Annotated in this window: 20 protein-coding genes; 9 read left to right on the top strand and 11 right to left on the bottom strand. The window is 67.4% G+C overall.

Annotated features, from left to right (window positions below; translation table 11 throughout):
• Positions 1-15 precede the first annotated feature (15 nt).
• The 3 genes from QMX85_RS18250 to QMX85_RS18260 form a co-directional block, all read right to left on the bottom strand.
• Positions 16-1905, bottom strand: a complete 1890-nt coding sequence (locus QMX85_RS18250; RefSeq protein ID WP_282343247.1) for a methyl-accepting chemotaxis protein — start codon at positions 1903-1905, stop codon at positions 16-18.
• Positions 1906-2100: 195 nt separating this feature from the next.
• A complete protein-coding gene (locus QMX85_RS18255; protein ID WP_282343249.1) occupies positions 2101-2310 on the bottom strand; it encodes a hypothetical protein in 210 nt (69 codons plus the stop codon).
• Between the two features lie 201 nt (positions 2311-2511).
• Positions 2512-2736, bottom strand: a complete 225-nt coding sequence (locus QMX85_RS18260; protein WP_090231688.1) for a DUF3203 family protein — start codon at positions 2734-2736, stop codon at positions 2512-2514.
• A gap of 225 nt (positions 2737-2961) precedes the next feature.
• Between QMX85_RS18260 and zapE the strand changes: the two genes are divergently transcribed.
• Positions 2962-4101, top strand: a complete 1140-nt coding sequence (gene zapE / locus QMX85_RS18265) for a cell division protein ZapE (RefSeq protein WP_282343251.1) — start codon at positions 2962-2964, stop codon at positions 4099-4101.
• Positions 4102-4155: 54 nt separating this feature from the next.
• Here the strand turns inward: zapE and QMX85_RS18270 are convergent, their stop codons facing one another.
• Positions 4156-5100, bottom strand: coding sequence for a LysR family transcriptional regulator (locus tag QMX85_RS18270; RefSeq protein WP_282343253.1), 945 nt, complete (start codon positions 5098-5100; stop codon positions 4156-4158).
• Between the two features lie 127 nt (positions 5101-5227).
• Between QMX85_RS18270 and QMX85_RS18275 the strand changes: the two genes are divergently transcribed.
• The 3 genes from QMX85_RS18275 (at position 5228) to mmsB (ending at position 9132) form a co-directional block, all read left to right on the top strand.
• Positions 5228-6580 (top strand): MFS transporter, encoded by a 1353-nt coding sequence (locus QMX85_RS18275; RefSeq protein ID WP_090231685.1) that lies wholly within the window; start codon positions 5228-5230, stop codon positions 6578-6580.
• 69 nt (positions 6581-6649) lie between these two features.
• A complete protein-coding gene (locus tag QMX85_RS18280; protein WP_282343255.1) occupies positions 6650-8155 on the top strand; it encodes a CoA-acylating methylmalonate-semialdehyde dehydrogenase in 1506 nt (501 codons plus the stop codon).
• A gap of 86 nt (positions 8156-8241) precedes the next feature.
• Entirely contained in the window at positions 8242-9132 is an 891-nt protein-coding gene (gene mmsB, locus QMX85_RS18285; RefSeq protein ID WP_282343257.1) for a 3-hydroxyisobutyrate dehydrogenase, read from the top strand.
• 27 nt (positions 9133-9159) lie between these two features.
• On the opposite strand, the gene QMX85_RS18290 is transcribed toward mmsB, so the two are convergent.
• The 4 genes from QMX85_RS18290 to QMX85_RS18305 all read right to left on the bottom strand — a co-directional run bounded on the left by QMX85_RS18290 (position 9160) and on the right by QMX85_RS18305 (position 14304).
• Positions 9160-9669, bottom strand: coding sequence for an AraC family transcriptional regulator (locus tag QMX85_RS18290; RefSeq protein ID WP_282343259.1), 510 nt, complete (start codon positions 9667-9669; stop codon positions 9160-9162).
• A 125-nt stretch (positions 9670-9794) separates the two neighbouring features.
• The gene (locus tag QMX85_RS18295) at positions 9795-10427 is read right to left on the bottom strand and encodes a response regulator transcription factor (protein WP_282343260.1); all 633 of its coding nucleotides are present in this window, start codon (positions 10425-10427) and stop codon (positions 9795-9797) included.
• A 2-nt stretch (positions 10428-10429) separates the two neighbouring features.
• Positions 10430-13507, bottom strand: coding sequence for a sensor histidine kinase (locus tag QMX85_RS18300; protein ID WP_282343262.1), 3078 nt, complete (start codon positions 13505-13507; stop codon positions 10430-10432).
• A gap of 20 nt (positions 13508-13527) precedes the next feature.
• Positions 13528-14304 carry an alpha/beta hydrolase gene (locus QMX85_RS18305; RefSeq protein WP_090231679.1) on the bottom strand — a complete coding sequence of 259 codons (777 nt, stop codon included), beginning with the start codon at positions 14302-14304 and terminating at the stop codon, positions 13528-13530.
• 317 nt (positions 14305-14621) lie between these two features.
• Between QMX85_RS18305 and QMX85_RS18310 the strand changes: the two genes are divergently transcribed.
• The 5 genes from QMX85_RS18310 to QMX85_RS18330 all read left to right on the top strand — a co-directional run bounded on the left by QMX85_RS18310 (position 14622) and on the right by QMX85_RS18330 (position 21023).
• On the top strand, positions 14622-15806 hold the full coding sequence (locus QMX85_RS18310) for a porin (RefSeq protein ID WP_282343267.1): 1185 nt from the start codon (positions 14622-14624) through the stop codon (positions 15804-15806).
• A gap of 93 nt (positions 15807-15899) precedes the next feature.
• Positions 15900-16301, top strand: a complete 402-nt coding sequence (locus QMX85_RS18315; RefSeq protein WP_282343268.1) for a hypothetical protein — start codon at positions 15900-15902, stop codon at positions 16299-16301.
• Between the two features lie 109 nt (positions 16302-16410).
• The gene (gene nosP / locus QMX85_RS18320) at positions 16411-17574 is read left to right on the top strand and encodes a nitric oxide-sensing protein NosP (protein ID WP_282343270.1); all 1164 of its coding nucleotides are present in this window, start codon (positions 16411-16413) and stop codon (positions 17572-17574) included.
• Entirely contained in the window at positions 17504-20149 is a 2646-nt protein-coding gene (gene nahK, locus QMX85_RS18325) for a hybrid sensor histidine kinase/response regulator NahK/ErcS' (RefSeq protein WP_282343272.1), read from the top strand. The genes nosP and nahK overlap by 71 nt, the downstream gene beginning before the upstream one ends.
• A gap of 346 nt (positions 20150-20495) precedes the next feature.
• Entirely contained in the window at positions 20496-21023 is a 528-nt protein-coding gene (locus QMX85_RS18330; protein ID WP_282343274.1) for a transposase, read from the top strand.
• Between the two features lie 343 nt (positions 21024-21366).
• Here QMX85_RS18330 and QMX85_RS18335 read toward each other — a convergent pair whose 3' ends face one another.
• The 3 genes from QMX85_RS18335 to QMX85_RS18345 form a co-directional block, all read right to left on the bottom strand.
• On the bottom strand, positions 21367-22032 hold the full coding sequence (locus QMX85_RS18335; protein ID WP_282343276.1) for a response regulator transcription factor: 666 nt from the start codon (positions 22030-22032) through the stop codon (positions 21367-21369).
• 54 nt (positions 22033-22086) lie between these two features.
• Complete coding sequence (locus QMX85_RS18340) at positions 22087-22638, bottom strand: PQQ-dependent catabolism-associated CXXCW motif protein (RefSeq protein ID WP_282343278.1); 552 nt, start codon at positions 22636-22638, stop codon at positions 22087-22089.
• A gap of 96 nt (positions 22639-22734) precedes the next feature.
• Positions 22735-23526, bottom strand: a complete 792-nt coding sequence (locus QMX85_RS18345) for an ABC transporter permease (RefSeq protein ID WP_282343280.1) — start codon at positions 23524-23526, stop codon at positions 22735-22737.
• Positions 23527-23637 lie beyond the last annotated feature (111 nt).

Raw genomic sequence — 23637 nt, forward strand, 5'->3', positions numbered from 1 at the left:
CGGCGGCGCCGCGGGTCAGATGCGGAAGCTGTCCACCAGGTGCTTGAGGCGGGTCACCTGGCCTTCCAGGTCGCCACAGGCGCGCAGGGTGGCCTGGAGGTTTTCCACGCCTTCCTGGTTCAGCAGGTTGATCTCGTTGATATCCACGTTCAGCGACTCGATCACCGTGGTCTGTTCCTCGGTGGCGGCGGCGACCGACTGATTCATGCCATCGATCTCGCCGATCCGCTGGGTCACGCTGCCCAGGCGCTCGCCGGCCTGGTTGGCGACCTCCACGCTCTGCTCGCTGTGGCGCTGGCTCTCGGTCATGGTGCTGACCGAGGTGCGCGCGCCGACCTGCAGTTCCTCGATCATCTGCTGCACCTGCGCCGCCGATTCCTGGGTGCGATGGGCGAGGTTGCGCACCTCGTCGGCGACCACCGCGAAGCCACGTCCGGCTTCCCCGGCGCGCGCCGCTTCGATGGCGGCGTTGAGCGCCAGCAGGTTGGTCTGCTCGGAAATGCCGCGGATCACCTCGAGAATCTGCCCGATGTTGGCGGTTTTGCCGTTGAGTTCCTCGATGGTGTCGCAGGACGAACGAATCTTTCCGGACAGGTCGGTCATCGCGCCGATGGTCTTCTGCACCACCTGGCGACCCTCTTCGGCGAGGTTGCGGACATCGGAAGCCTGGTGCGAGGCGTCGGCGGCATTGCGCGCGATTTCCTGCGCGGTGGCGCCGAGTTCGTTGATCGCGGCCGCCACGCTGTGGGTCCGGTTGGCCTGCTCGTCGGAGTTGCTCATCGACGAGTTGGAGGCGCTGACCACCAGTTGGGCGACTTCATGCACCTGGGCAGTGGCCGAGGACACCTCGCGGATCGAGGCGTGGACCCGTCCGACGAAGCGGTTGAAGGCGTCCGCCAGGTCGCCGAACTCGTCGTGCGAGTGGATTTCCAGGCGCTTGGTCAGATCGCCCTGGCCTTCGGCGATGTCCTCCATCGCACGGCCCATCAGGCGCACCGGCTGCATCAGCACGCGGATCAGCATGCCAAGCAGCAGCAGGATCAGCACCACCGCCACGATCGTGGCGACGATCGCCGAGGTACGGAATTCCTGCAGCATGGAGAACGCCTTCGCCTTGTCGATCGACAGGCCGACGTACCAGTTCACCGAGGGCAGCCCCTTGACCTGGGCGAAGGTGACGATGCGCGTGCCCTCGGCGCCTTCGACTTCGCTGAACCCGGGGCCGATGTTCAGCTTGCTGGCGGGAAAGGCTTCGTTCAGCGATTTCATCACCAGGTTCTTGTCCGGATGAACCAGCATCTTGCCGTCGGCGCTGACCAGAAAGGCGTAACCCATGCCCTCGAAGTCCAGCGAGTTGATGATCTTCACCAGGGTCTGCAGCCCCAGGTCGCCGCCGACCACGCCGAGGGTCTGGCCGTCCCGGGACGCGGGGGTTGCGATGGTGATGATCAGCTCGTTGCTGGCGGCGTCGATGTAGGGTTCGGTGAGCGTGGTGCCGCCGGCGGCGAGCGCATCCTTGTACCAGGGGCGGGTGCGCGGGTCGTAGCCGTCGGGCATCGGATCGTCCGGGCGCATGGTGAAGGCGCCGTCGCGAGTGCCCAGGTAGGTGAAGTTGAAGCTGGAGCTCAGCGCCTTTTGCTCCAGCAGGTTGGCTATCGCGTCCGCTGAATCGTTGTTGGCCACCGATTGCGCCGCGCTTTCCACCAGCAGAAGGCGCCCGGACAGCCAGTTCTGGATGTTGCTGGCGGTCACCTCGCCCATTTCCCCCAGATAGTTCTCCAGGTCCTCGCGAATCGCGTTGCGCTGCAGGTAATCGTTGTAGAGGGTGAACAGCGAGAAGGCGACCACCACCACCAGCGAGGCGGCGAGCAGAATCTTGTGGCTGAACTTCAGGTTCGAAGGCATGGCGGAATCCGGTTTGACGTGCACGGGTAGTCGGCCAAACACCCCTGGCCTGTGCAACCTATCGGTCAGCGCCAAGATAGCTTGAGTGCATACGACGAAATGTCGCGAATGCTGAAAAGTTCGATCATGGATACGAAGCGGCCGCACTTTTTTGGGGCGACCGCTGCGTTCATTTGATCAGGAAAGTGGAAATACTCAGACGCCTTGGGTATCGGCTTTTTCCAGTTCCTTTTCCATCTTTTGCAGTTCCTGCTGGAAAGCTTGGTCCAGCACACTGGCTTTCTTGCGCCAAGGCTTACGCTCGGGTTCCGGTTGAGCAGCGTAGGTTTTGACTTCTCCGCCGTTAATATCCATATAGCGTTGCGCCTGGCGCTCTAGTTCTGCGCGCAGTTCGTCTTTATTCACGATTGATCCTGTTGATCGAACATGGAGGACGCTGGGCGAGGCGGTGGGGCCGCTGCGCTGCGTCGGGTTTTTTATCGTTCTTGATACTTGTCGCCGCGTTGGGCGCGGCGATTATATCCATCGCCGCGAATACATCCATACGCGGATTAATGCGGCGTACTGAAAAGACTGTATTTACGCAGAAAGATTCAATGACGCGACTCAGTCGTCCTTCAATAGATTGAAACGCGCGTCTTCGGCGCCTGCACCTATCAGGTGCTCAGCATCCGGTTCACTGATGAGCTGGCGGCGTCCGGCTATTTCAAGTACCGACATGCGCGTCGCCTCGTCGGTCGTCACGCGTACCTGGTCCAGGGGACTTTCGTATTTGCGGTCGTCGACGAAAACGGCGCAGGTGGAATTGTGGGTATTGATCTCGATCGTCATGGCAGTTCTCCGGGATAACGTAATCACGCGGTTACCCAGTTGTGACCTCGAACTTGCGTGGATACTCCCGGGCGCGGCCAGGCAGTGTTTCTTCGGTGTTAGTTGCCCTTCGTTGCAACAGCGAACGCGTCGTACGGCACATTGCCGGGCGGGGCCAGCGACGCGACTTCAAAGCCGCGCCGCGATGGCCCATCATTCGCGCGGTCTTCCCTCGGTAGTTCACTCATGAGTTCGCTTTCTCCCCTGGCGGCGTATCGCCTTGCAGTCGACCAGGGTTTCCAGTCGGACCCTGCGCAATGGCACGCCGTGCAGATCCTCGAGCGCTGCCAGCAGGCCATCCATGCCGGTGGCGGCGCTTCGCCCGGCAGCGGCGTGTACCTGTGGGGCCCGGTCGGCAGGGGCAAGACCTGGCTGATGGATCGCTTCCACGAGAGCCTTCAGGTGCCGGCCCGGCGTCAGCACTTCCACCATTTCATGCGCTGGGTGCACCAGCGGCTGTTCCAACTGGTCGGCACCGCCGATCCGCTGCAGGCACTGGCCACGGAGCTGGGGCGCGAGGTGAGGGTGCTGTGTTTCGACGAGCTATTCGTCACCGATATCGGTGACGCGATCATCCTCGGGCGGCTGTTCGAGGTGATGTTCGAGCAGGGCGTGGTGCTGGTCGCCACCTCCAACCAGCCGCCCGAGCAGCTCTATGCGGACGGCTTCAACCGCCAGCGTTTCCTGCCGGCGGTCGCCGCGATCAACCGCTGCATGCAGGTGGTCAACCTCGACGGCGGCGAGGATCACCGCCTGCATCCCGGCGTTGGCTTGCAGCGTTACTGGCTGGCCCAGGCCGGGCAGCCAAGTGCCCTGGAGGCGGTTTTCCGGCAGCTGGCGGGAGACGATGCCGGTTCCTGCGAACCGGTGAGCCTGGCGCACCGCCCGATCGCCGTGGTGCGGCGCAGCGCACGGGTGCTCTGGAGCCGTTTCGACGACCTGTGCAAGGAGCCGCTGGCGGCCTACGACTTCATCGTGCTCTGCGACCAGTTCGATGCAGTGCTGCTGAGCGGCGTGCCGAACATGAGCGCGCGCCAGGGCGAGTGCAAGATCGCCCGTGGCACCGAGGACGCGGCCGAGCAGGTGGCTGCCGGCGACCGCGAGCTGCCCAGGCTGTCGAAGCACGACGACGGCGCGCGGCGCTTCATCGCCCTGGTCGACGAGTGCTACGACCGCCAGGTGCCGCTCTACATCGAGGCCGAGGTGGCGATGGATGCGCTGTACACCGAGGGCTACCTGGCCTTTCCGTTCCGCCGCACCCTGAGCCGGCTGAAGGAAATGCAGCTGCAGCGCTTCGGTCGCACGGCTGCGCCCGCGCCCGGCTGACCCGATAGCGACGAGGGCCGCCGGGTGCGCCATGCGCACCCGGCTCAGCCGAACCTAGAGAAAGCTCATCGCCCGCGATTCGCCGAGCAGGAAGCCGCGATTGGCCTCGGTGCAGGCGCGCAGGTATTCGCTGACCTGGGTGATGCGCTTGAGCCGGCGCAAGTCCTCGCGGTAGTAGATCCAGAACTGCCGGGTGACCTCCACCTGCTGCGGCAGCAGTTCCACCAGCCGCGGGTCCGGCCCGGCGAGGAAACACGGCAGGATCGCCAGCGCACGGCCCTGCAGCGCCGAGAGGTACTGGGCGACCACGCTGGTGCTGCGCAGCTGGCTGCTGGCGTTGGGCACCACGCGCTCCAGATAGAGCAGCTCCGGGCTGAAGGCGAGGTCGTCGACGTAGGTGATGAAGCTGTGCCCGGCGAGGTCCTCCACGGACCCGATCGGCGGATGCTGCGCCAGGTACTCGGCGGTGGCGTAGAGGCGCAGGTTGTAGTCGCACAGCTTGGAGCAGACGTAAGGCCCGCGCTCCGGGCGTTCCAGGGTGATGGCGATGTCCGCCTCCCGGCGCGACAGGCTGATGAAGTGCGGCACCGGCAGCAGGTCGATGGAGATGTTCGGGTAGACGTCCTGGAAATGGCTCAGCTGCGGCGCCACGAAGAAGCTGCCGAAACCCTCGGTGGAGCCGATCCGCACATGCCCGGACAGTGCCAGGCTGGCCCCGGAAACCTGCTCGCAGGCGGCCTGCAGGGTGCTTTCCAGCGACTCCGCGTAGCCCAGCAGGTGCAGGCCCTCGGGGGTCAGCACGAAGCCGGCCGAGCGCGACTTCTCGAACAGCAGCGCGCCCAGCGCCTTCTCCAGCGCGCGGATGCGCCGCGACACCGTCGTGTAGTCCACGTTGAGGCGCCTGGCGGCGTTGCTGGCGGTGCGTGTGCGCGCCACTTCGAGGAAGAACTTGAGGTCGTCCCAGTTCATCTGACTGGCGAGCATGAGATTTTTTTGCATATCCAACCGGTGCTTTTGTTCTGACTTATCGGAAGTTTGCACACCTATACTCGAAGCCGGTCGCTGCTACCAGCCGCTTCCGTGACCTTGCAAAGCCCTAACGACAAAAACAATAGAGCAGGCAACCATGAACGAATCGCTATCGACAGGTGGCCGATCCGGCCGCAAGCATTACCGCATCGCCGGTCTCGCCAGCATGGCGGGTACCACCATCGAGTGGTACGACTTCTTCCTCTACGGCACCGCCGCGGCGCTGGTCTTCAACAAACTCTTCTTCCCCGCCCTCGACCCCATCACCGGTGTGCTGGCCGCGTTCGCCACCTACGCCGTGGGCTTCATCGGCCGGCCGTTGGGCGGCATCATCTTCGGCCACTTCGGTGACCGCATCGGGCGCAAGTCGATGCTGATGATGACGCTGATGATGATGGGCATCCCGACCATCGCCATCGGCCTGATTCCCACCTACGAACAGATCGGCTACTGGGCCGCGGTGATCCTTGTGCTGATGCGCTTCCTGCAGGGAATGGCGGTCGGCGGCGAGTGGGGCGGCGCCGTGCTTATGGCGGTGGAACACGCGCCCGAAGGCAAAAAGGGCTTCTACGGCAGCCTGCCGCAGACCGGCGTCGGTGCCGGCCTGGTGCTGTCCTCGCTGGCCATGGGCGCGGTGGCGACCCTGCCCGAGGAGCAGATGATGAGCTGGGGCTGGCGCCTGCCGTTCCTCGCCAGCGTGGTGTTGCTCGGCGTTGGCTGGCTGATCCGCGTGAAGGTCGCCGAGTCGCCGGACTTCGAGAAGCTCAAGGAGCAGAAGCGCGAAGTCCGCGTGCCGCTGTTCGAGGTGGTGCGCAAGTACCCGCGCGCGACCCTGACCATCATCGGCGCGCGCATGGCGGAGAACGCCTGGTTCTACATGGCGGTGACCTTCGCCCTGGCCTACGCGGCCAACCAGCTGAAGATTCCCCGCGCCGAGGTGCTGCACGCGATCACCGCGGGCGCGGCGATTTCCCTGCTCACCATGCCGTTCTGCGGCTGGCTGTCGGACAAGGTCGGGCAGAAGCGCCTGTACTTCGCCGGCCTGCTGCTGCTCTGCGCGTTCGTCTATCCGTTCTTCAGCATGCTCGGCACTCGCGAGCCGCTGCTGGTCTGGTGGGCGATGGTGCTGGCGGTGGGTGTGGTCTTCCCGATCCTCTACGCGCCCGAATCGCTGCTCTTCGCCCGGCAGTTCCCGGCCGAAATCCGCTACAGCGGCATCTCCCTCGCGGTGCAGGTGGCCGGCGTTCTAGGCGGCGGCTTCGCCCCGATGATCGCCACCTCGCTGCTCGGCGCGGCCGACGGCAGCCCGCGCTACGTGGTCGCCTACCTGATCGGCATGGGCGTGGTGGCGCTGTTCTGCACGGCGCTGATGCAGGGCGACCGGGCCGCCATCGACAACATGAAACCGGCGCAGTCGCGCCGCGCATCGCCGGCGCTGGATACGCCCTGAGCGGCCGACGCCTCCTTTCTGCGCGGTGAGCCGCGCAGGTTTCGCACAACGACAGTCAGGACATCGACCATGAGCACCAGCATTCCCCACGTCAAACTCCTCATCGGCGGCGAGCTCGTCGAGTCGCGCACCACGCAATGGCGCGACGTGATCAACCCGGCGACCCAGGAAGTCCTGGCGCGGGTGCCGTTCGCCACGCCCGAGGAAATCGAGGCCGCGGTGAGCAGCGCCAAGCAGGCCTTCAAGACCTGGCGCAAGACGCCGATCGGCGCCCGCTCGCGGGTCTTCCTCAAGTACCAGCAACTGATCCGCGAAAACATGAAGGAACTCGCGGCGATCCTCACCGCCGAACAGGGCAAGACCCTGGCCGACGCCGAGGGCGATGTGTTCCGCGGCCTGGAGGTGGTCGAGCACGCCGCCGGGATCGGCAACCTGCAACTGGGCGAACTGGCCAACAACGTCGCCGGCGGGGTGGACACCTATACGCTGATGCAGCCGCTGGGCGTCTGCGCCGGGATCACCCCGTTCAACTTCCCGGCGATGATCCCGCTGTGGATGTTCCCGATGGCCATCGCCACCGGCAACACCTTCGTCCTCAAGCCTTCGGAGCAGGACCCGATGGTGACCATGCGCCTCGCCGAGCTGGCGTTGCAGGCCGGCGTGCCGGCCGGCGTGCTCAACGTCATCCACGGCGGCGTCGATGCGGTGAACGCGATCTGCGACCACCCGGACATCAAGGCGGTGTCGTTCGTCGGTTCCACCAAGGTCGGCACCCACGTCTACAACCGTGCCAGCCAGGCCGGCAAGCGCGTGCAGTGCATGATGGGGGCGAAGAACCACGCCATTGTCATGCCCGACGCGCACAAGGAGCAGACCCTCAATAACCTCGCCGGCGCCGCGTTCGGCGCGGCCGGGCAGCGCTGTATGGCGCTGTCGGTGGCGATCCTGGTGGGTGAGGCGCAGCAATGGCTGCCGGAGATGGTCGCCAAGGCGCAGACGCTGAAGGTCAGCGCTGGCGTGGAGCCGGGCACCGACGTCGGCCCGCTGGTCTCCTGCGCGGCGCTGGATCGCGTCAGCAGCCTGATCGAGCGCGGCGTTGCCGAAGGCGCCCAACTCGCCCTGGACGGCCGCAACCCGTCCGTCAGCGGTTATGCCGACGGCAACTTCGTCGGCCCGACGATCTTCTCCGGCGTCACTCCGCAGATGAGCATCTACAAGGAAGAAATCTTCGGCCCGGTGCTCTGCGTGATGCACGCGGCGACCCTGGACGAAGCCATCGAGATGATCAACGCCAACCCCAACGGCAACGGCACCGCCATCTTCACCCGCTCCGGCGCGGCGGCGCGGCACTTCCAGGAAGAGATCGACGTCGGCCAGGTGGGCATCAACGTGCCGATCCCGGTGCCGGTGCCGATGTTCTCCTTCACCGGCTCGCGCGCCTCCAAACTCGGCGACCTCGGCCCCTACGGCAAGCAGGTCGTGCAGTTCTACACGCAGACCAAGACGGTCACCCAGCGCTGGTTCGACGAAAGTGACGTGGGCGGCGCGGTGAACACCACCATCACGCTGAAATAACCTTCGACGTCCTCTCCTGCGGGAGAGGGCCGGGCGAGCGCGCCTGTCCGGCGCGCTCGCACACGCACACTCAAGAGGCATCCACCATGAACATCGGTTTTCTCGGTCTCGGCAACATGGGCGGGCCCATGGCGCGCAACCTGCTCAAGGCCGGTCACGCGCTCAGCGTCTTCGACCTCTCCGCCACCGCGGTGGCGGCGGCGGTCGAGGCGGGCGCGACGGCCGTGGCATCGCCCGCCGAACTGGCGCAGCGCAACGTCGAAGTGATCATCACCATGCTGCCGGCGTCGCCCCACGTGAAGGCGGTCTACCTCGGCGAAGACGGGCTGCTGGCCCACGTCCGCCCCGGCGTGCTGCTGATCGACTGCTCCACCATCGACCCGATTAGCGCGCGGGAGGTGGCCAAGGCCGCCACCGAACACGGCAACCCGATGCTCGATGCGCCGGTGTCCGGCGGCACCGGCGGCGCCGAGGCCGGCACCCTGACCTTCATGGTCGGCGGCAGTGCCGGGGATTTCGCCCTGGCGCAGCCGCTCCTGGCGGCGATGGGCAAGAACATCGTGCATTGCGGCGACAGCGGCAACGGCCAGGTGGCGAAGGTGGCCAACAACATGCTGCTGGGCATCTCGATGATCGGCGTGGCCGAGGCGATGAGCCTGGGCGTGGCGCTGGGCATGGACGCCAAGGTGCTGGCCGGGGTCATCAACACCTCCAGCGGGCGTTGCTGGAGTTCGGACACCTACAACCCGTTCCCCGGCGTGCTGGAGAACGCCCCGGCTTCGCGCGGCTACAGCGGCGGTTTCGGCAGCGACCTGATGCTCAAGGACCTTGGCCTGGCCACCGAAGCGGCGCGCGCGGTACGCCAGCCGGTGCTGCTCGGCGCCCTGGCGCAGCAGCTCTACCAGGGCTTCAGCCTGCAAGGCCACGGCGGCCTGGACTTCTCGGCGATCATCGAGCTGTACCGCAAGCCGGAGTGACGACGGGCGCGAAGCGGCCCGCGGGCTTCAGCCGCAGCGATGCAGCCGGCGCCAGGCCTGCGGCGTGATACCGGTCTCGCGGAGGAAGGTGCGGCTGAAGTGCGACTGGTCGCAGAAGCCGTGCACGTGGGCTATGCGGGTTAGCGATTCGTCGGTGGCGAGCATCATTTCCCGCGCCGCCTCGATGCGCCGGCGGGCCACGTAGAGCAGCGGCGGGCTGCCGAAGGCCTGTTTGAAGGCACGGGTGAAATGGCTGACGCTGAGCGCGAGCAGCGCGGCCAGCTCGCGGGTGCGGATGGCGCAATCCAGGTGCTCGTCGATGTAGCTGGAGAGCCGCCTGACCTGCCAGCCGGCGAGGCCGCCACGGCTGTCGCCGCTGTCGAAATCGGCATCGCGACGCAGCAGTGCGATGGCGCGGGTCAGGCTGCGGCAGGCGGCTTCGCGGTCGCTGTGCAGCGCCAGACCGGCGTCGTCGAGCAGGCCGAGCACCGTGGCGATGGGGCCGCCGGGGAAGGGCAGGATGGCGTTCCTAGGCATCGGCGTGCTCCGCTGGCTATGAACGGCGCTCGAAGGGGCGCCTCTGCCAGGGATGATGCGGGGGTGAGCGCGGTGCTAACAGACCACGACGAGGCGCTCGCCGACGACACGAAAGTGGGGGCGGATCAGAGCTCGATGATGCCGCGCTGGATACCGATGGTGACCGCGTGGGTGCGGTTGTTGGCGCTCAGCTTGTCCATGATGCTGCGCAGATGGCCCTTGATGGTGTCCTCGGAAATCCCCAGCTCGTTGGCGATCTGCTTGTTCGCCGCGCCTTGCGCCACCCGTTGCAGCACTTGCAGTTCGCGCGGGCTGAGGGCCTCCTGGCCGAGGGATTCCGCCAGCTCGGCGGCGATCTCCGCGGGAAAGTGCCGGCGCCCGGCGGCCAGCGCGCGGATCGCCTCCACCAGTTCCTTGCGCAGCGTGCTTTTCAGCAGATAGCCCTGGGCCCCGGCCTTGATCGCGTGCAGCGCGCGCACGTCGCCCCGGTAGGTGGTGAGGATGGCGATGCGCGCATCGGGGAACTCCGCGCGGATCGCCCGGATCGCCTCGATACCGTTCATTTCCGGCATCTGCAGGTCCATCAGGGTCACGTCCGGGCGCTGCGCGCGGAAGCGTTCCAGGGCTTCGCTGCCATCGCCGGCTTCGCCGACCAGGCGGATGTCGGGCTGCTGGTCGAGTACCGCGGCGATCCCCTCGCGCAGCAGCGGATGGTCGTCGACGACCAGCACGCGAATGTCTCCGGTGACCGCAGTCATGCTCAGCTCCTCGGATGAATCAGGTAATGCAGCCAGCGCCTCCAGCGCCGCGGTGTGCGCCGGTAGGCGAGGGTGGCGGGCAGGCTCAGGCGGACCTCGCTTCCCTGTGCCACGGCACTGCGGATATCCAGTTCGGCACCGATTTTCTGCGCGCGTTCGTGCATGCCCCTGAGTCCCCAGTGATCCGGGCGGCCGGTCGGGCCGAGGTACTCGGCGGCGATGCCGCGGCCGTCGTCGGCGATGCTCAGCACGAAGCGCCGCGGGGTGTAGTGGATGACCACGCTGACGTGGCTCGCGCCGGCGTGGCAGAAGGCGTTGGCGATGGCCTCGCGGCCCATCCGGTAGGCCTCGTCGCGCACCAGCGGGCGCAGGTCGTGCGGGCGACCGCGGACCTTCACGGCGAAGACGATGGCCGGGTCGTGTTCCAGTTCCTCGTCGAGCGCCTCGAAGGCGGTGGCGAGGTCCGCCACCGCGAGGCTGCGCCGGCGCAGGTTGCGCACCCGTTCGCGGCCTTCGGCGAGTACCTGGTCGGCGCGGTCCAGCGCACGCTCCATGCGCTGTCGCACCGGCTGGTCCTCGTCGAGGCTTTCCGCCGCGGCCTGGAAGTGCAGCATCAGCCCCTGCACGCCTTGCAGGAGGGTGTCGTGCAACTCGCGGGCGATGCGTTCGCGTTCGGCGTGGCGTTCCTCCAGGCGTGCGCGCAGCGTCTCGGCGGCGCGCCGCAGGCGGCTCCGGTAGAAGGCCCAGAACAGGCCGACCAGCGCGGCGCCGAAGAGGATCAGGAACAGCGGGCGCTGGTAGAACACCGGGGCGATGCTGAAGCTCAGCTGCGCTTCCTGCTCGGCAGGTACGCCGTCGGCATTCGCCGCATCCACGCGGAAGCGGTAGTCGCCGGCGCGCAGGCCGGTGTAGATCGCCTGGCGCTGGCTGCCGGCGTAGTGCCAGTCGCGGTCGTAGCCATCGAGGCGGTAGCGAAAGTGCAGCCCCTCGGGCATCGACAGGCTGAGCGCCGTGTAGTCGATCATCACCCGTCCGCTCTGCGCCGGAAGTTGCAGCGCACGGTTGCCGGAGAGGCGCACGCCGTCGACGTCCAGCGATTCGATCAGCACCCGCGGCGGCGCATCCTCGGCGTCGTGCTGCGCCGGGTCGATCCAGACCACGCCGTTGCTGGTGGAGAACCACAGCCGGCCGTCGCCGCTGCGCACCGCGGTGGGTAGCGGGAGTACCTGATAGGGGTCGTTGGCGAGCCCTCCGAGGAGGTCGTAGGCGCGGTAGCGCAGGCGCGCTTCGGGATCGGCGATGACGGTCTCGATGTCCTCGGCGGCGAGCCTGAAAATGCCGCCGCGGGCATGCAGCCAGAGGTCTTCGCCCGCTGCCGTGGGCACCGCGAGGACCGCGTAGATGTTGCCGAACAGCTCGCCATCGGGTAGCCGCAGGCTGTGGAAATGCGTCCCGTCGAACCAGGCCAGGCCGCGTTCTCCGGCGACCCACGGACGCCGCGACTGCACTTGCAGGGCGGTGACGTGGCCGATTTGCAGGCCGTCCTTCTCGCCCCACTGGCGTTCCTCGGCGCCGTGGCGGGTGACGATCAGGTTGTCGCGGTAGCCGAACCACAGGCTGCCATCGGCGCCACGGGCGGCGCTCACCGGCATCTTCTGGCTGGCCAGCGCAGTGGGCGCGGGTTGTTCCTGCCAGGCGCCGTCGTGCAGCCGGAACAAGCCGAGGCGGTTGAGCGAGACCCAGAGATCGCCCGCGTCGTCGCGCACCATCGCGCGCACCGAGGAATCCGACGCCTGCCGGGTCGGCAGGGCGGCGACCTTTTCCAGGCGCTCGCCCCGGGAACGCCAGATACCGTTCGGGCCGCCCATCCAGACGTTGCCCTCGGCGTCGCTCATCGCGCTGGTCACCGGCGGCGGCAGGTCGAGCTGGCTCAGCTGGCCCTGCGCCAGGCGCAGCGCCGGACGGTTGCTGCTGCCGGCCCAGAGGCTGCCGTCGGCGCCCGGCGCGAGGGCGAAGTTGAGCGCCTCGCGCGGCAGCGGCGCGGGTTGCACGTTGCGCCGGCGAAAGCGGTCGAGGCCGGCGCTGCTGCCGACCCAGAGGTTGCCGTCACGGTCCTGCAGCAGCGGCCAGAGGTAGTCCGAGCTGAGCCCGTCGCGGGTGGTGAAGCGCTCTAGGGCGCTGCCGCTGCGGGCGGGATCGAACAGTTGGTTGGGTTCGGCGGCATGCTGCAGGCCGTTGCCCAGGGTGCCGATCCACAGGCCGCCCTGCTCATCGAAGAGCAGGCCGTTGGCGGCCAGCGACATGGGCGCGGTCTGCGACACCGGCCGGCCGTCCTCCAGCGTCAGCCGGTGCAGGGCTCCACCGTAGCGCTCGGCGACCCAGATCGAGCCGTCGGCGGCCTGGGTCATCTGGCTGACCCAGCCGAGCGCCAGGCGACTGTCGACGAAGGCATGCGCGCCCACCGGCAGGTAGTAGAGGCAGTCCTCGCTGGCGGCCCAGACGCGGCCTTCGCGGTCGACCAGCACGGCGCGGGCGTTGTCGGGGAAGCGCCAGTCGGCGCCGACGGTTTCCCAGCGCGTGCCGTCGAAACGCGCCAGGCCGTCGTTGGCGGCGGCCCAGAGCACGCCGTCCTGGCCGCGGGCGAAGCCATAGACCACGCCGCCCGGCAAGTCGGTGGCGGGGGCGTAGTGGGTGGTGCCCTGGCTGCCGATGAACTGCACGCCGCCGGCGCGCAGGCCGACCCAGAGGCCGTCGTCGCCGGCCAGCAGCGCCGAGACGATGCCCAGGCGGTTGCCGTTCGGCGCCTGGTAGCGAACGAAGCGGAAACCGTCGAAGCGGTACAGCGAGTCGTTGGTGCCCATCCACAGGTAGCCGTCGCGGCTCTGCACCAGCGCGCCGACCTGGCTCGGGCCGTCGTCGCTGGTGGTCCAGCGCCGGTGCTCCAGCTGTTCCAGCCCGCGCGGCGTGGCGCAGGCCAGGCCGCTGGCGACCAGCAGGAGCAGCAGCCAGCGCCCGCGCAGGCGCTCGCCGCACGCGACCAGAGCGTGCAGGGCCGTCCAGAGGCGGTGCAGCGATGTCATTTCACACGGGTTCCTTCTGCTCAGAAACAGTCGGCCTGGCTTTGGGCCCATTCCAGGGCGTAGTCGGCCACCTCCTGCCAGCCGGCTTCGGCGATCAGCCAATGACTGCGACCGGGAAAACAGCGGTAGGTGCTGACCGCGACCGAGCGGCGATGGCGGCGGAAGACGGCGGCGACGGTGGAGGCGTGGATAGTACGATCATTTTCGCCGGCGATGAGCAGCAAGGGCGCGCGGCGATCGTTGCCGAAGTCGATCCGGGTGCCGATGCCGAGCGCCGCCTCGAGCAGCAAGCGGCCGGGCGCCGGCGCCACCTGCCGCTGGTATTCGCGGTGGCGTTCGGCGGCGTCGAGGGTCTGCGCGGCGTGGCGGGCGAATTGCGCCTCGCTCAGCGGCACGATCCTCCCGGCGCGGGTCAGCATCGGCAGCAGGCGGACCAGCGCGGCGAGGCCGGGCAGCACGCCCCGCGGTGGTGCCGGGGCGATGGCGATGCCGGCTGAACCCAGGCCGCGATCCAGCAGCACCTGGACGAAGAGCCCGCCGTAGCAGTGGCCGACCAGCAGCGGCGGGTGCGGCAGCGCTTCGATCAGCGCCTGGTAGTGGGCGAGGATGCGGCCGACCCCCAGGTTGCCCAGGGCCGCCGGTGGCGCCTCGCGCAGCCGCTGCGCCGGGATGTCCTCCAGCGACGGCCAGGACGGCGCCAGGCAGGTGTAGCCGCAGGCCGCGAAGCGCTGGGCGAAGCGCTCCCACACGCGCGGCGTGAGCCAGGCGCCGTGGATGAACATCACGATTCCGCTCATGCCGGTCCTCCGCCGTGTCGAGTCGCGGACAGTCTGAGCACATCCACGGCCGCAGCGCTTGGACGGATGTGCGGCTCCTGGCATCCAGCGATCTTCGCGCGGTGGCCTCGGTTCATCTCCGTCCTGCGCACAGGTCGTACTACTTGCGCCTTGCTCCGAGGGTCGCGGCTCTTTCGCCTCGCGCCGACCTCTCGTTCCGCGCGCGGCGAAAGCAGCAGCCAGGCAGCGCCAAGGAACCGTATGGCGCGGGCCGGGCGGTTTCGATAATCGCCTCCGACACGACTGAGCCAACAGTCGCCCCAGCAGCGGAGAGCGCCATGCACAACAACAAGAAAGTCCCAGCCCGGTTCCTGCAACTTGCCCTCGGCGCGTCCGTCGCCCTGGGCGTGGCCCAGCAGGCCGCCGCCGAGATCGTCCTGTACGACAAGGACGACACGACCTTTTCCACCGACGGCTACATCAACGCCTTCTATGTCAGCAGCGATGTCGACCGCGAAGGCGAGCAGTTCGACCGCCGCCAGTCGCGGGTCAAGATGGGCTTTCTGCCGAACTGGCTCGGCTTCAACTTCGGCAAGCAGGTGGACGACCTCAAGCTGGGCGGCCGCGCGTCGTTCTGGGTGACCATCAACGACAGCGAAACCAACGGCACCGACACCGCCATCGACGTCCGCCAGTTCTACGGCACGGTCTCCAACCCGGAGTGGGGCGAGGTGCTGGTGGGCAAGGACTTCGGGCTGTTCTCGCGCTCGAACATCTTCCTCGACGAACTGCTCGCCGGGTACGGCAACGTCAGCGACACCCTCGGCCTGGTGGACGGGACCGGCGTGTCCTTCGGCAACATCGGCACCGGTTACCCGTATCCGTTCCCGACCTCGCAGATCACCTACCGCAACAACAACCTCGCCGAGGGCCTGCGCGTCGCGGTGGGCATCATGGACCCGGTGGACACCAACGACGACAGCGCGGTCGGCAAGTCCTACCAGGAGGAGCCGCGCCTGGAGTCGGAAGTCAGCTATCAGTTCCAGCTTGGCGGCTCGACCATCTACACCTGGATCAACGGCGGCTACCAGACCTCGGAAAACACCGACGACACGGTGGACGACGTCACCTCCAAGGGTCTCGGCTATGGCGTGCAGGCGAAGATGGCGGGCTTCTCGGTGACCGCTTCGGGCTTCCAGGCCAAGGGCATCAACCCGTTCTTCACCAACAACGCCGGCGAGGCGACGCTGCGCGAGATCGACAGCGACGGCTACCTCCTGCAGGGCTCCTACACCTGGGGCAAGAACCGTCTGGCGCTGTCCTATGGCAAGACCGAGGACGACGGCAACGGCCTCGGCTCCGCGGCCGACTACGAGACGCGCGGGATCGCCTACTTTCGCACCATCAACGACAACCTGAAGCTGGTCGCCGAGTACAACCAGTACCAGATCGATGGCGAGGACGGCAGCGGCCTGGACGAAGACACCGACACCCTGGCGGTCGGTGCGGTGCTCAGCTGGTAAGCCGCTTCACCGGCCCGGCCGCGCCGGGTCGCGCAGGACGGGCGGGTCGCGCACGAGCGGGCCCGCCTTTTTCATGAGCATGGAAAAAGGAGCATGACCTCGATGGGACTCTGGAGCGCTTACAGCCAGGATTTCCTCCTCTGGCTGGCCATCGGCACCACCCTGGTGTTCGCCCTGCCGATCTTCTGCGTGCCGCTGCACTGGGCACGCCTGATGGGCTGGGCGGTACCGGACCAAACCCACCTGGCGATCTACTTCGGACGTTGCCTGGGTGCCTTCATCCTCATCGTCGAGGCGCTGATGATGCGCGCCGCGCTGACCGGTGAGGCGCTGCACACCACCTATGAAGTGCTCGCGGCGGTCGCCACGTCGATGATCGTGGTGCACGTCTATGGCGCGCTGCGACGCATCCAGCCGCTCAGCGAAACCCTGGAGACCGGTTTCTACGCCGGCATGCTGGCGCTGACCCTGCTGTGCTGGCCGGCCGCGGCCTGAGCGGGCGCTACCTTCGGATGAGAGCCTTCGCGACCCAAGTAGCATGGGGCCTGGCGCGGGGGCTTTCTAGAATGACCGAAACGGCAACGGGTGTTCGGGAGGTGGGCCGATGCGGCATGGGGAAAGTGAAAGCGTGGTCACCGCCGTTTCGCACGCGCGCGAAGCGGAAGCGGTGGCCCAGGACCTGGCGCGCCAGCTGATCCATCCCCACCTGGGCTTCGTGCTGTTCTTTTGCTCGGCAGAATACGACCTGGCCGCGCTCGGCCCGGCGCTGGAGCAGTACTTCGGTGGCATCGAGCTGGTCGGCTGCACCAGTGCCGGCGAGATCACGCCGCTCGGCTACGGGCGCAACTGCGTCAGCGCGGTGGGTTTCGACTACCGCAGCTTCTCCGTTGCCAGCGCGCTGATCGACCAGATGGAGCGCTTCAGCCTGCTCGACGCGCAGCACCTGGTGGAACGCCTGGTGGCCGGCTGCCGGAGCAATTCGCTGGCGCCGATCAAGGACCACAGCTTCGCCCTGACGCTGCTCGACGGTCTCTCCAGCCGCGAGGAAATCGTCCTCGCCGCCCTCAGCGCGGCGCTGGGCAGCATCCCGCATTTCGGCGGTTCGGCCGGCGACGACAACCACCTGACGCACACCCACGTCTACCACGGCGGCCGCTTCCATTCCGGCGCGGCGGTGGTGCTGCTGGTGAACACCGCGCTGGACTTCGAGGTGTTCAGCACCCACCACATCCTGCCCAGCAGCGAGAAGCTGGTGGTCACCGACGCCGACAGCGCAACCCGCCGGGTCTACGAGCTGAACGCCGAGCCGGCGGCGAAGGAATACGCGCGCTGGATCGGCGTGCCGGTGGAAGCGCTCGACCACCGCCTGTTCGCCGCCCATCCGCTGGCGGTTAGGGTCAACGAGCACTACTTCGCGCGCTCCATCCAGCGTGTCCACGACGACCTCAGCCTGAGTTTCTATTGCGCCGTGGAGAACGGCATCGTGCTCACCGGCATGAGCCCCGGCCCGTTGCTGCCGAACCTGCAGGCGCTGTTCGAGCGCCTGGAGAAGCGCCTCGGGCCGCCCCTGCTGACCATCGGCTGCGACTGCTTCCTGCGCCGCCTGGAGATCGAGAGCGACGGCGGCGTCGAGCAGACCGGGGAATTCCTCCGCCGCCAGCAGGTGATCGGCTTCAACACCTACGGGGAGCAGTTCAATGGCATGCACATCAACCAGACCTTCACCGGGGTCGCCATTGGACGTCGAGCCGGCAATGGACGCGGCTGACTGCGCGGCGCGGCTCGCTGAGCTGGAGCGCGAGAACCACCGCCTGAAGCGAATCAACGCCGCACTGATCGAACGCGTCGAATCCAGCGCCGCGCGCCGCGAGGGCGCCTACGCCGCGTTCCAGCATTCGGTGGTGCTGGCCGAGCAGGTGCGCGAGCGCACCGATGCGCTGAACCAGGCGATGGCCGAACTCACCGCCAGCAACCAGCTGCTGCGCGACGCCCGCCAGCGTGCCGAGACCGCCCACCAGTACCTGGTGGACGCCATCGAAAGCATTTCCGACGCCTTCGTGCTGTTCGACAAGGACCAGCGCATCCTCCTGTTCAACAGCCGCTTCAAGTCGTTCTGGGCCGGCACCCGCGCGCGCATCGCCAGCGGCATGCGCCTGTCGGAGATTCGCCGCCTGGCCCAGGGCAGCGGGCTGATCGCCGAGGAGCAGCGCGGCAGCGAGACCGAGCACAGCGTCTATCGCCTGCACGACGGGCGCTGGATGCAGGTCAGCGAGCGGCCGACCCGCGAGGGCGGGCTGGTGATCCTCTACACCGACATCACCGAACTCAAGCTCAGCGAGACCGCGCGCCGCGAGCAGGCCCTGGCGCAGAAGTCGCGGCTGCTACAGCGCGCGGTGGACAACCTGTCCCAAGGCATGGCGATGGTCGGCGCCGAGGGCACCCTGGAGCTGTGGAACCACCGCTTCCTCGACCTCTGCGGGCTGGCGCCGATCCAGGCGCACCGGCCGTTCGCCGAGGTCATGGCGGACAGCGAACTGGCCTTGCTCACGCCGGACACCCGCGACGCCGAGGGGCGCCCGGTGCAGGAACTGGAGCAGCGCCTGTTCGACGGCCGGGTGCTGGAAGTGCGCACCCACGCGCTGCCCACCGGCGGCTTCGTCAACACCTTCACCGACATCACCGAGCGCTACCGCCACGCCGAGGCGCTGAGCGAGAGCGAACGCTGGATTCGCCTGATCACCGACCACGTGCCGGCACTGATCGCCTACCTGAACGCCGACCTGATCTACGAGTTCACCAACAAGGTCTACGAGGAGTGGTACCGCTGGCCGCGCGGCGGCATGCTCGGCCAGAGCCTGCGCGAGGTTCACAACGAGGAGCACTGGCTGCGCCTGGAGCCCTACGTGGAGCGCGCGCTGTCCGGCGAAAGCGTGACCTTCGAGGTGGCCGAGACCAACCTCGCCGGGCAGGAGCGCTACATGCTGCGTTCCTACGTGCCGAACCTGGCCAACGGCGAGGTGGTGGGGATCTTCGTGCTGATCCGCGACATCACCGAACGCCGGCGTACCGCCGAGGCGCTGCACCTGGCGTATCAGAACCTCGAGCAGCGGGTGCGCGAACGCACTGCCGAGCTGACCACCCTCAACGACCAGCTGTTGCGCGAGATCGGTGAGCGCAGCCGCGTCGAGCTGCGCCTGCGCGAAGCCAAGGCCGAGGCCGAACAGGCCAACCTGTCGAAGACCAAGTTCCTCGCCGCGGTCAGCCATGACCTGCTACAACCGCTGAACGCTGCGCGGCTGTTCACCAGTGCGCTGCTGGAACGGCGCGAGCAGGCGGTCAGCGCGACCCTGGTGCGCAACATCAGCAATTCGCTGGATGACGTGGAAAGCCTGCTCGGCACCCTGGTGGACATCTCCAAGCTCGACGCCGGGGTGATCAAGGCGGAGATCGCGCCGTTCGCCGTGGGCGACCTGCTCGACAACCTCGCCGTGGAGTTCCGCCAGGCGGCGCTCAGCGAAGGGCTGCAGCTGCACTTCGTGGCATGCTCGGCGACCGTGCGCAGCGACATCCAGCTGCTCGCGCGCATCCTGCGCAACCTGCTCAGCAATGCCATCCGCTACACGCCTGGCGGACGCATCCTGCTGGGTTGCCGGCGGCGTCGGCAAAGCTTGTCGATCGAGGTCTGGGACACCGGCGTCGGGATCGCCGAGGACAAGCTCAAGGAGATCTTCCAGGAGTTCAAGCGCGGCGATTCGCAACGGCCGAACCAGGACCGCGGCCTCGGTCTCGGCCTGGCCATCGTCGAGAAGATCGCCGGCATGCTCGGCCATCGCATCCAGGTGCGCTCCTGGCCGGGGCGCGGCTCGTCGTTCGCCATCGAGGTGCCGCTGACCCAGCGCGCGCCGCGTGCGCGGGTGGCGCCGGAAAGCACCGAGGCGCTGCTCGAACGCCTCGCCGGCTCGCGGGTGTGGGTGCTGGATAACGACGCGGCGATCTGCGCCGGCATGCGCACGCTGCTCGAAGGCTGGGGGTGCCGGGTGGTCACCGCGCTGTCTGAGGAAGACCTGGCGCGGCAGGTGGACAACTACCACGCCGACGCCGACTTGCTGATCGCCGATTATCACCTGGACAACGGCCACAACGGCGTCGATGCCGTGGCCAGCATTAACGCCCGGCGCGGCGTGCCGCTGCCGGCGCTGATGATCACCGCCAACTACAGCAACGAACTGCGCCAGCAGATGCGCGACCTCGGCCACACGCTGATGCACAAGCCGGTGCGGCCGATGAAGCTCAAGGCCGCGATGAGCCACCTGATCGAGCACGGCGCGCAACGCGTCGGCTGAGCTCCGGTGCGCACAGCGCACCCTACGGCACAGGCGCTCACCGGAACGATCGTAGGGTGCGCCGAACGCACCGCCGGATAAGGCAGGGCGTCCATTCCGTAGGGTGGGCCGTGCGCACCGCTTCAACGCGAGCATCCGCCAGCGCGCGACCTCGGTAACGCGCAGTGCGGCCGATGGACGCCGAAGGTATGCACGGCGCGTCCTGCATCGGCCGTGCTGGAGAGTAAGAACACCGGCGCTCAAGTTCGTAGGGTGCGCCGCGCGCACCGCCATGCGCGATATGGCGCACACGCCGCTGGCCACTGCCGACCTATGCTGGAACCCCGTCATTGGAGGAGGACATGGAATGTCCAACTACCGCCGTGCCCGCCAGGGTTCGCTGTATTTCTTCACCCTGGTCACCGAACAGCGCCGCCCGCTGCTGACCGACGCCCGTTGCCGCACGGCACTGCGCCAGGCCATCGAAGAAGTTCGTCAGCGCTATCCGTTCGCCATCCATGCCTGGGTGCTGCTTCCCGACCATCTGCATTGCATCTGGCAACTGCCGGCCGAGGACGACGACTTCGGCCGGCGCTGGTCGATCATCAAGCGCCGGGTCAGCCAGGCGCTGGGGCCGCCGGCGCCGGTGTATGCCAGCCGCTTCGTGCGCCGCGAAGGCGGGTTATGGCAACGGCGCTTCTGGGAGCACCGCATCCGTGATGAACAGGACTACCGCACGCACATGGACTATCTGCACGGCAACCCACTGAAGCACGGGCTGGTGGCTTCGGTGGCCGAATGGCCGTGGTCAAGCTTTCACCGGTTGGTCCGGGAGGGTGTGTATCCGGCGGACTGGGGTGGCAGCGCGGATGACGACGGCGTGTTTGGCGAGTGAGGTGCCCGTGGTGCGCACGGCGCACCCTACGGCGGAGCATTCACCCAACGATCCGCCGTGCGCACCGTTAGGCCTGGTAGGGTGCGCCATGCGTACCGCCGGGTAAGGTAGGGCGTGCACGAGCGGATCGGAGCGACGGCGTGTTTGGCGAGTGAGGTGCCCGTGGTGCGCGCGGCGCACCCTACGGCGGGGCGTTCACCCAACGATCCGCCGTGCGCACCGTTAGGCCTGGAAGGGCGGATCGGAGCGACGGCACATTCGGCGAGTGACGTGTGGCATTCACCCGGACGATCCGTAGGGTGCGCCGCGCGCACCGCCGGGTAAGGAGGGCGCCTGGGGTTGGCTAGCGTCGCAGGTAGGCGGCGAAGTCGATGTCGTTGGCCGAGAGGATCGCCTGCACGCGGTTGTGCACGTTGAGCTTGCGCAGGATCGCCGAGACGTGGGCCTTGACCGTGGTTTCGGCGATTTCCAGGTGGTAGGCGATCTGCTTGTTGGATTCGCCCTTGGCCATTCGTTCCAGTACCAGCAACTGCTTGCGCGTGAGCGCCTGGAGCAGCTCCGGCGAGATGTTGTGCTCGTCGTGCTGGCGCCGCTGCGAGGACTGCTTCTGCGTGCGGATGATGTCCGAGGGCAGGTAGACGTTGCCGTTGAGGATCTGCTCAATGGCGTCGGTCATCTGCGCGCGGGGCGAGGATTTCGTGATGAAGCCCACCGCGCCGTAGGTGATCGCCTGCAGCACGATCTGCTTGTCCTGCTCGGCGGAAACGATCACCACGGGGATCGTCGGCGCCTCGTTGCGCAGGTTGATCAGGCCGTTGAGGCCGTGCATGCCGGGCATGTTCAGGTCGAGCAGGATCAGGTCGAGGTCGTCGTGTTCCTGGGTCAGGTTCAGGGCGCTGTCGAGGTCGGCGGTCTCCATCACTTCACTGCCGGGAAAGCCGTCGCTGATGACGTTGTGGATGGCCTCTCGAAACAGCGGGTGATCGTCGGCGATCAGAATCTTGTACATGGCCTTTCACCTCTTTCTTGTGATTATGGCGTGGCTACAGCGCAGGCTGATGGATCAGGGAAACGCCACCGGTTCGGCGGCTTGCAGCGGCAAGCCGGCCTGTTGCCAGGCGTCGATGCCGTCACGGTACCAATACAGGTTGCGATAACCCAGAGCATGCGCGCGCTTCTGCGCGTTCCAGCCCAGCCAGCAATCGGAGCGGCAGTAGAACAGCAGCGGCCAGTCCGGATCGCCGTGGCTGACGCGCGCCAGGTTGGTGCTGAAGTAGGCCTGCCAGGCGGCGTCCAGTTCACCGTCGCCGGTGTTCGCCAGCCACAGGCTGCCGGGCAGGTTGGCGTGGGCTTCGTCTTCGATGAAGCGGCCATGCAGCCATTGCCGGCGATAGACGTCGATCAGCGCGGTACGCGGCTCGCGGGCGAGCAACTGGCGCACGCCCTCGGTGTCGAGGGTCTGCGCGTGCTCGGCCAGGGCCGGCGTAGGACTGCGGTAGTGGCCGAGGCGATAGCCCTCGGCGGAGAACAGCGCGGCGTCCTGGGCGGCGAACGCCGGGACGAACGTCCAGGCGGACAGCAGGCTGGCGAACAGCAGGGCGGCAAGGTGCGGCATCCGTGGGCACTCGTTCTTTTTATTGTGCCATTACATGCCAGCGGTCCTGCTTTGCAAATCCTACGTTAGAGATAAAAAACGCTACCAAAGTAGTAGTCAGCCAGCTTTGCGCAGCGCCGCGTGCTGCGGGTTGAAGCTGAGCACCGCGAGCAGGGCGAACAGCGCGGTGAGGCCCAGGCAGACGGCGAACGCCAGCGGGTTGAAGCGTTCGTAGAGAGCGAAGCGCACCAGTTCCACGGCATGGCTGAACGGGTTGAGCGCACACAGCCAGTACAGCCATTCGCTGGACTCGCGCATCTTCCACAGCGGATAGAGTGCGGAGGAGAGGAAGAACAGCGGGAAGATGACGAAATTCATCACCCCGGCGAAGTTCTCCAGCTGGCGGATGCCGTTGGAGAGCAGCAGGCCAAGGGCGCTGAGCAGCAGCGCCGCCAGCAGCAGCGCCGGCAGCGCGGCGAGCAGGCCCCAGGCGGGCGGCTGCACGCCGTAGAGCCAGGCGACGGCGAGGAAGGCATACACCTGCAGCAGCGAAACGAGCGCGGTGGCGAGCAGCTTGGCGGCGAGCAGGAAGGCGCGCGGCAGCGGGCTGGTCAGCAGCACGCGCATGCTGCCCATCTCGCGGTCGTAGACCATCGACAGCGAGCCCTGCATGCCGTTGAACAGCAGGATCATGCAGGCGAGACCGGGGACGATGTAGGTCTCGTAGGTGATGTAGGTATCGTAGGGCGCGATGATGGCGATGCCCAGCGCGGCGCGGAAACCGGCGGCGAACACCAGCAGCCAGAGCAGTGGCCGCACCAGCGCGCTGAGGAAGCGCGAGCGCTGCAGGACGAAGCGCAGCCATTCGCGCAGGACGATCCCGCGCAGGCATTCCCAGTAGGCGTTCATGAGCGCCCCGCCGATGAGTCCTTGTAGGGTGCGCCGTGCGCACCAGCTCCATCAGCGGTTGCCGTGGTGGGCCCCGCGCCCCCAACGGTCAGCTCGCGCAACGCGTCCGCC

Origin of the sequence: Pseudomonas sp. PS02288 (genome assembly GCF_029959715.1) — a bacterium.
Classification (GTDB): Bacteria; Pseudomonadota; Gammaproteobacteria; order Pseudomonadales; family Pseudomonadaceae; genus Pseudomonas_O; species Pseudomonas_O kuykendallii.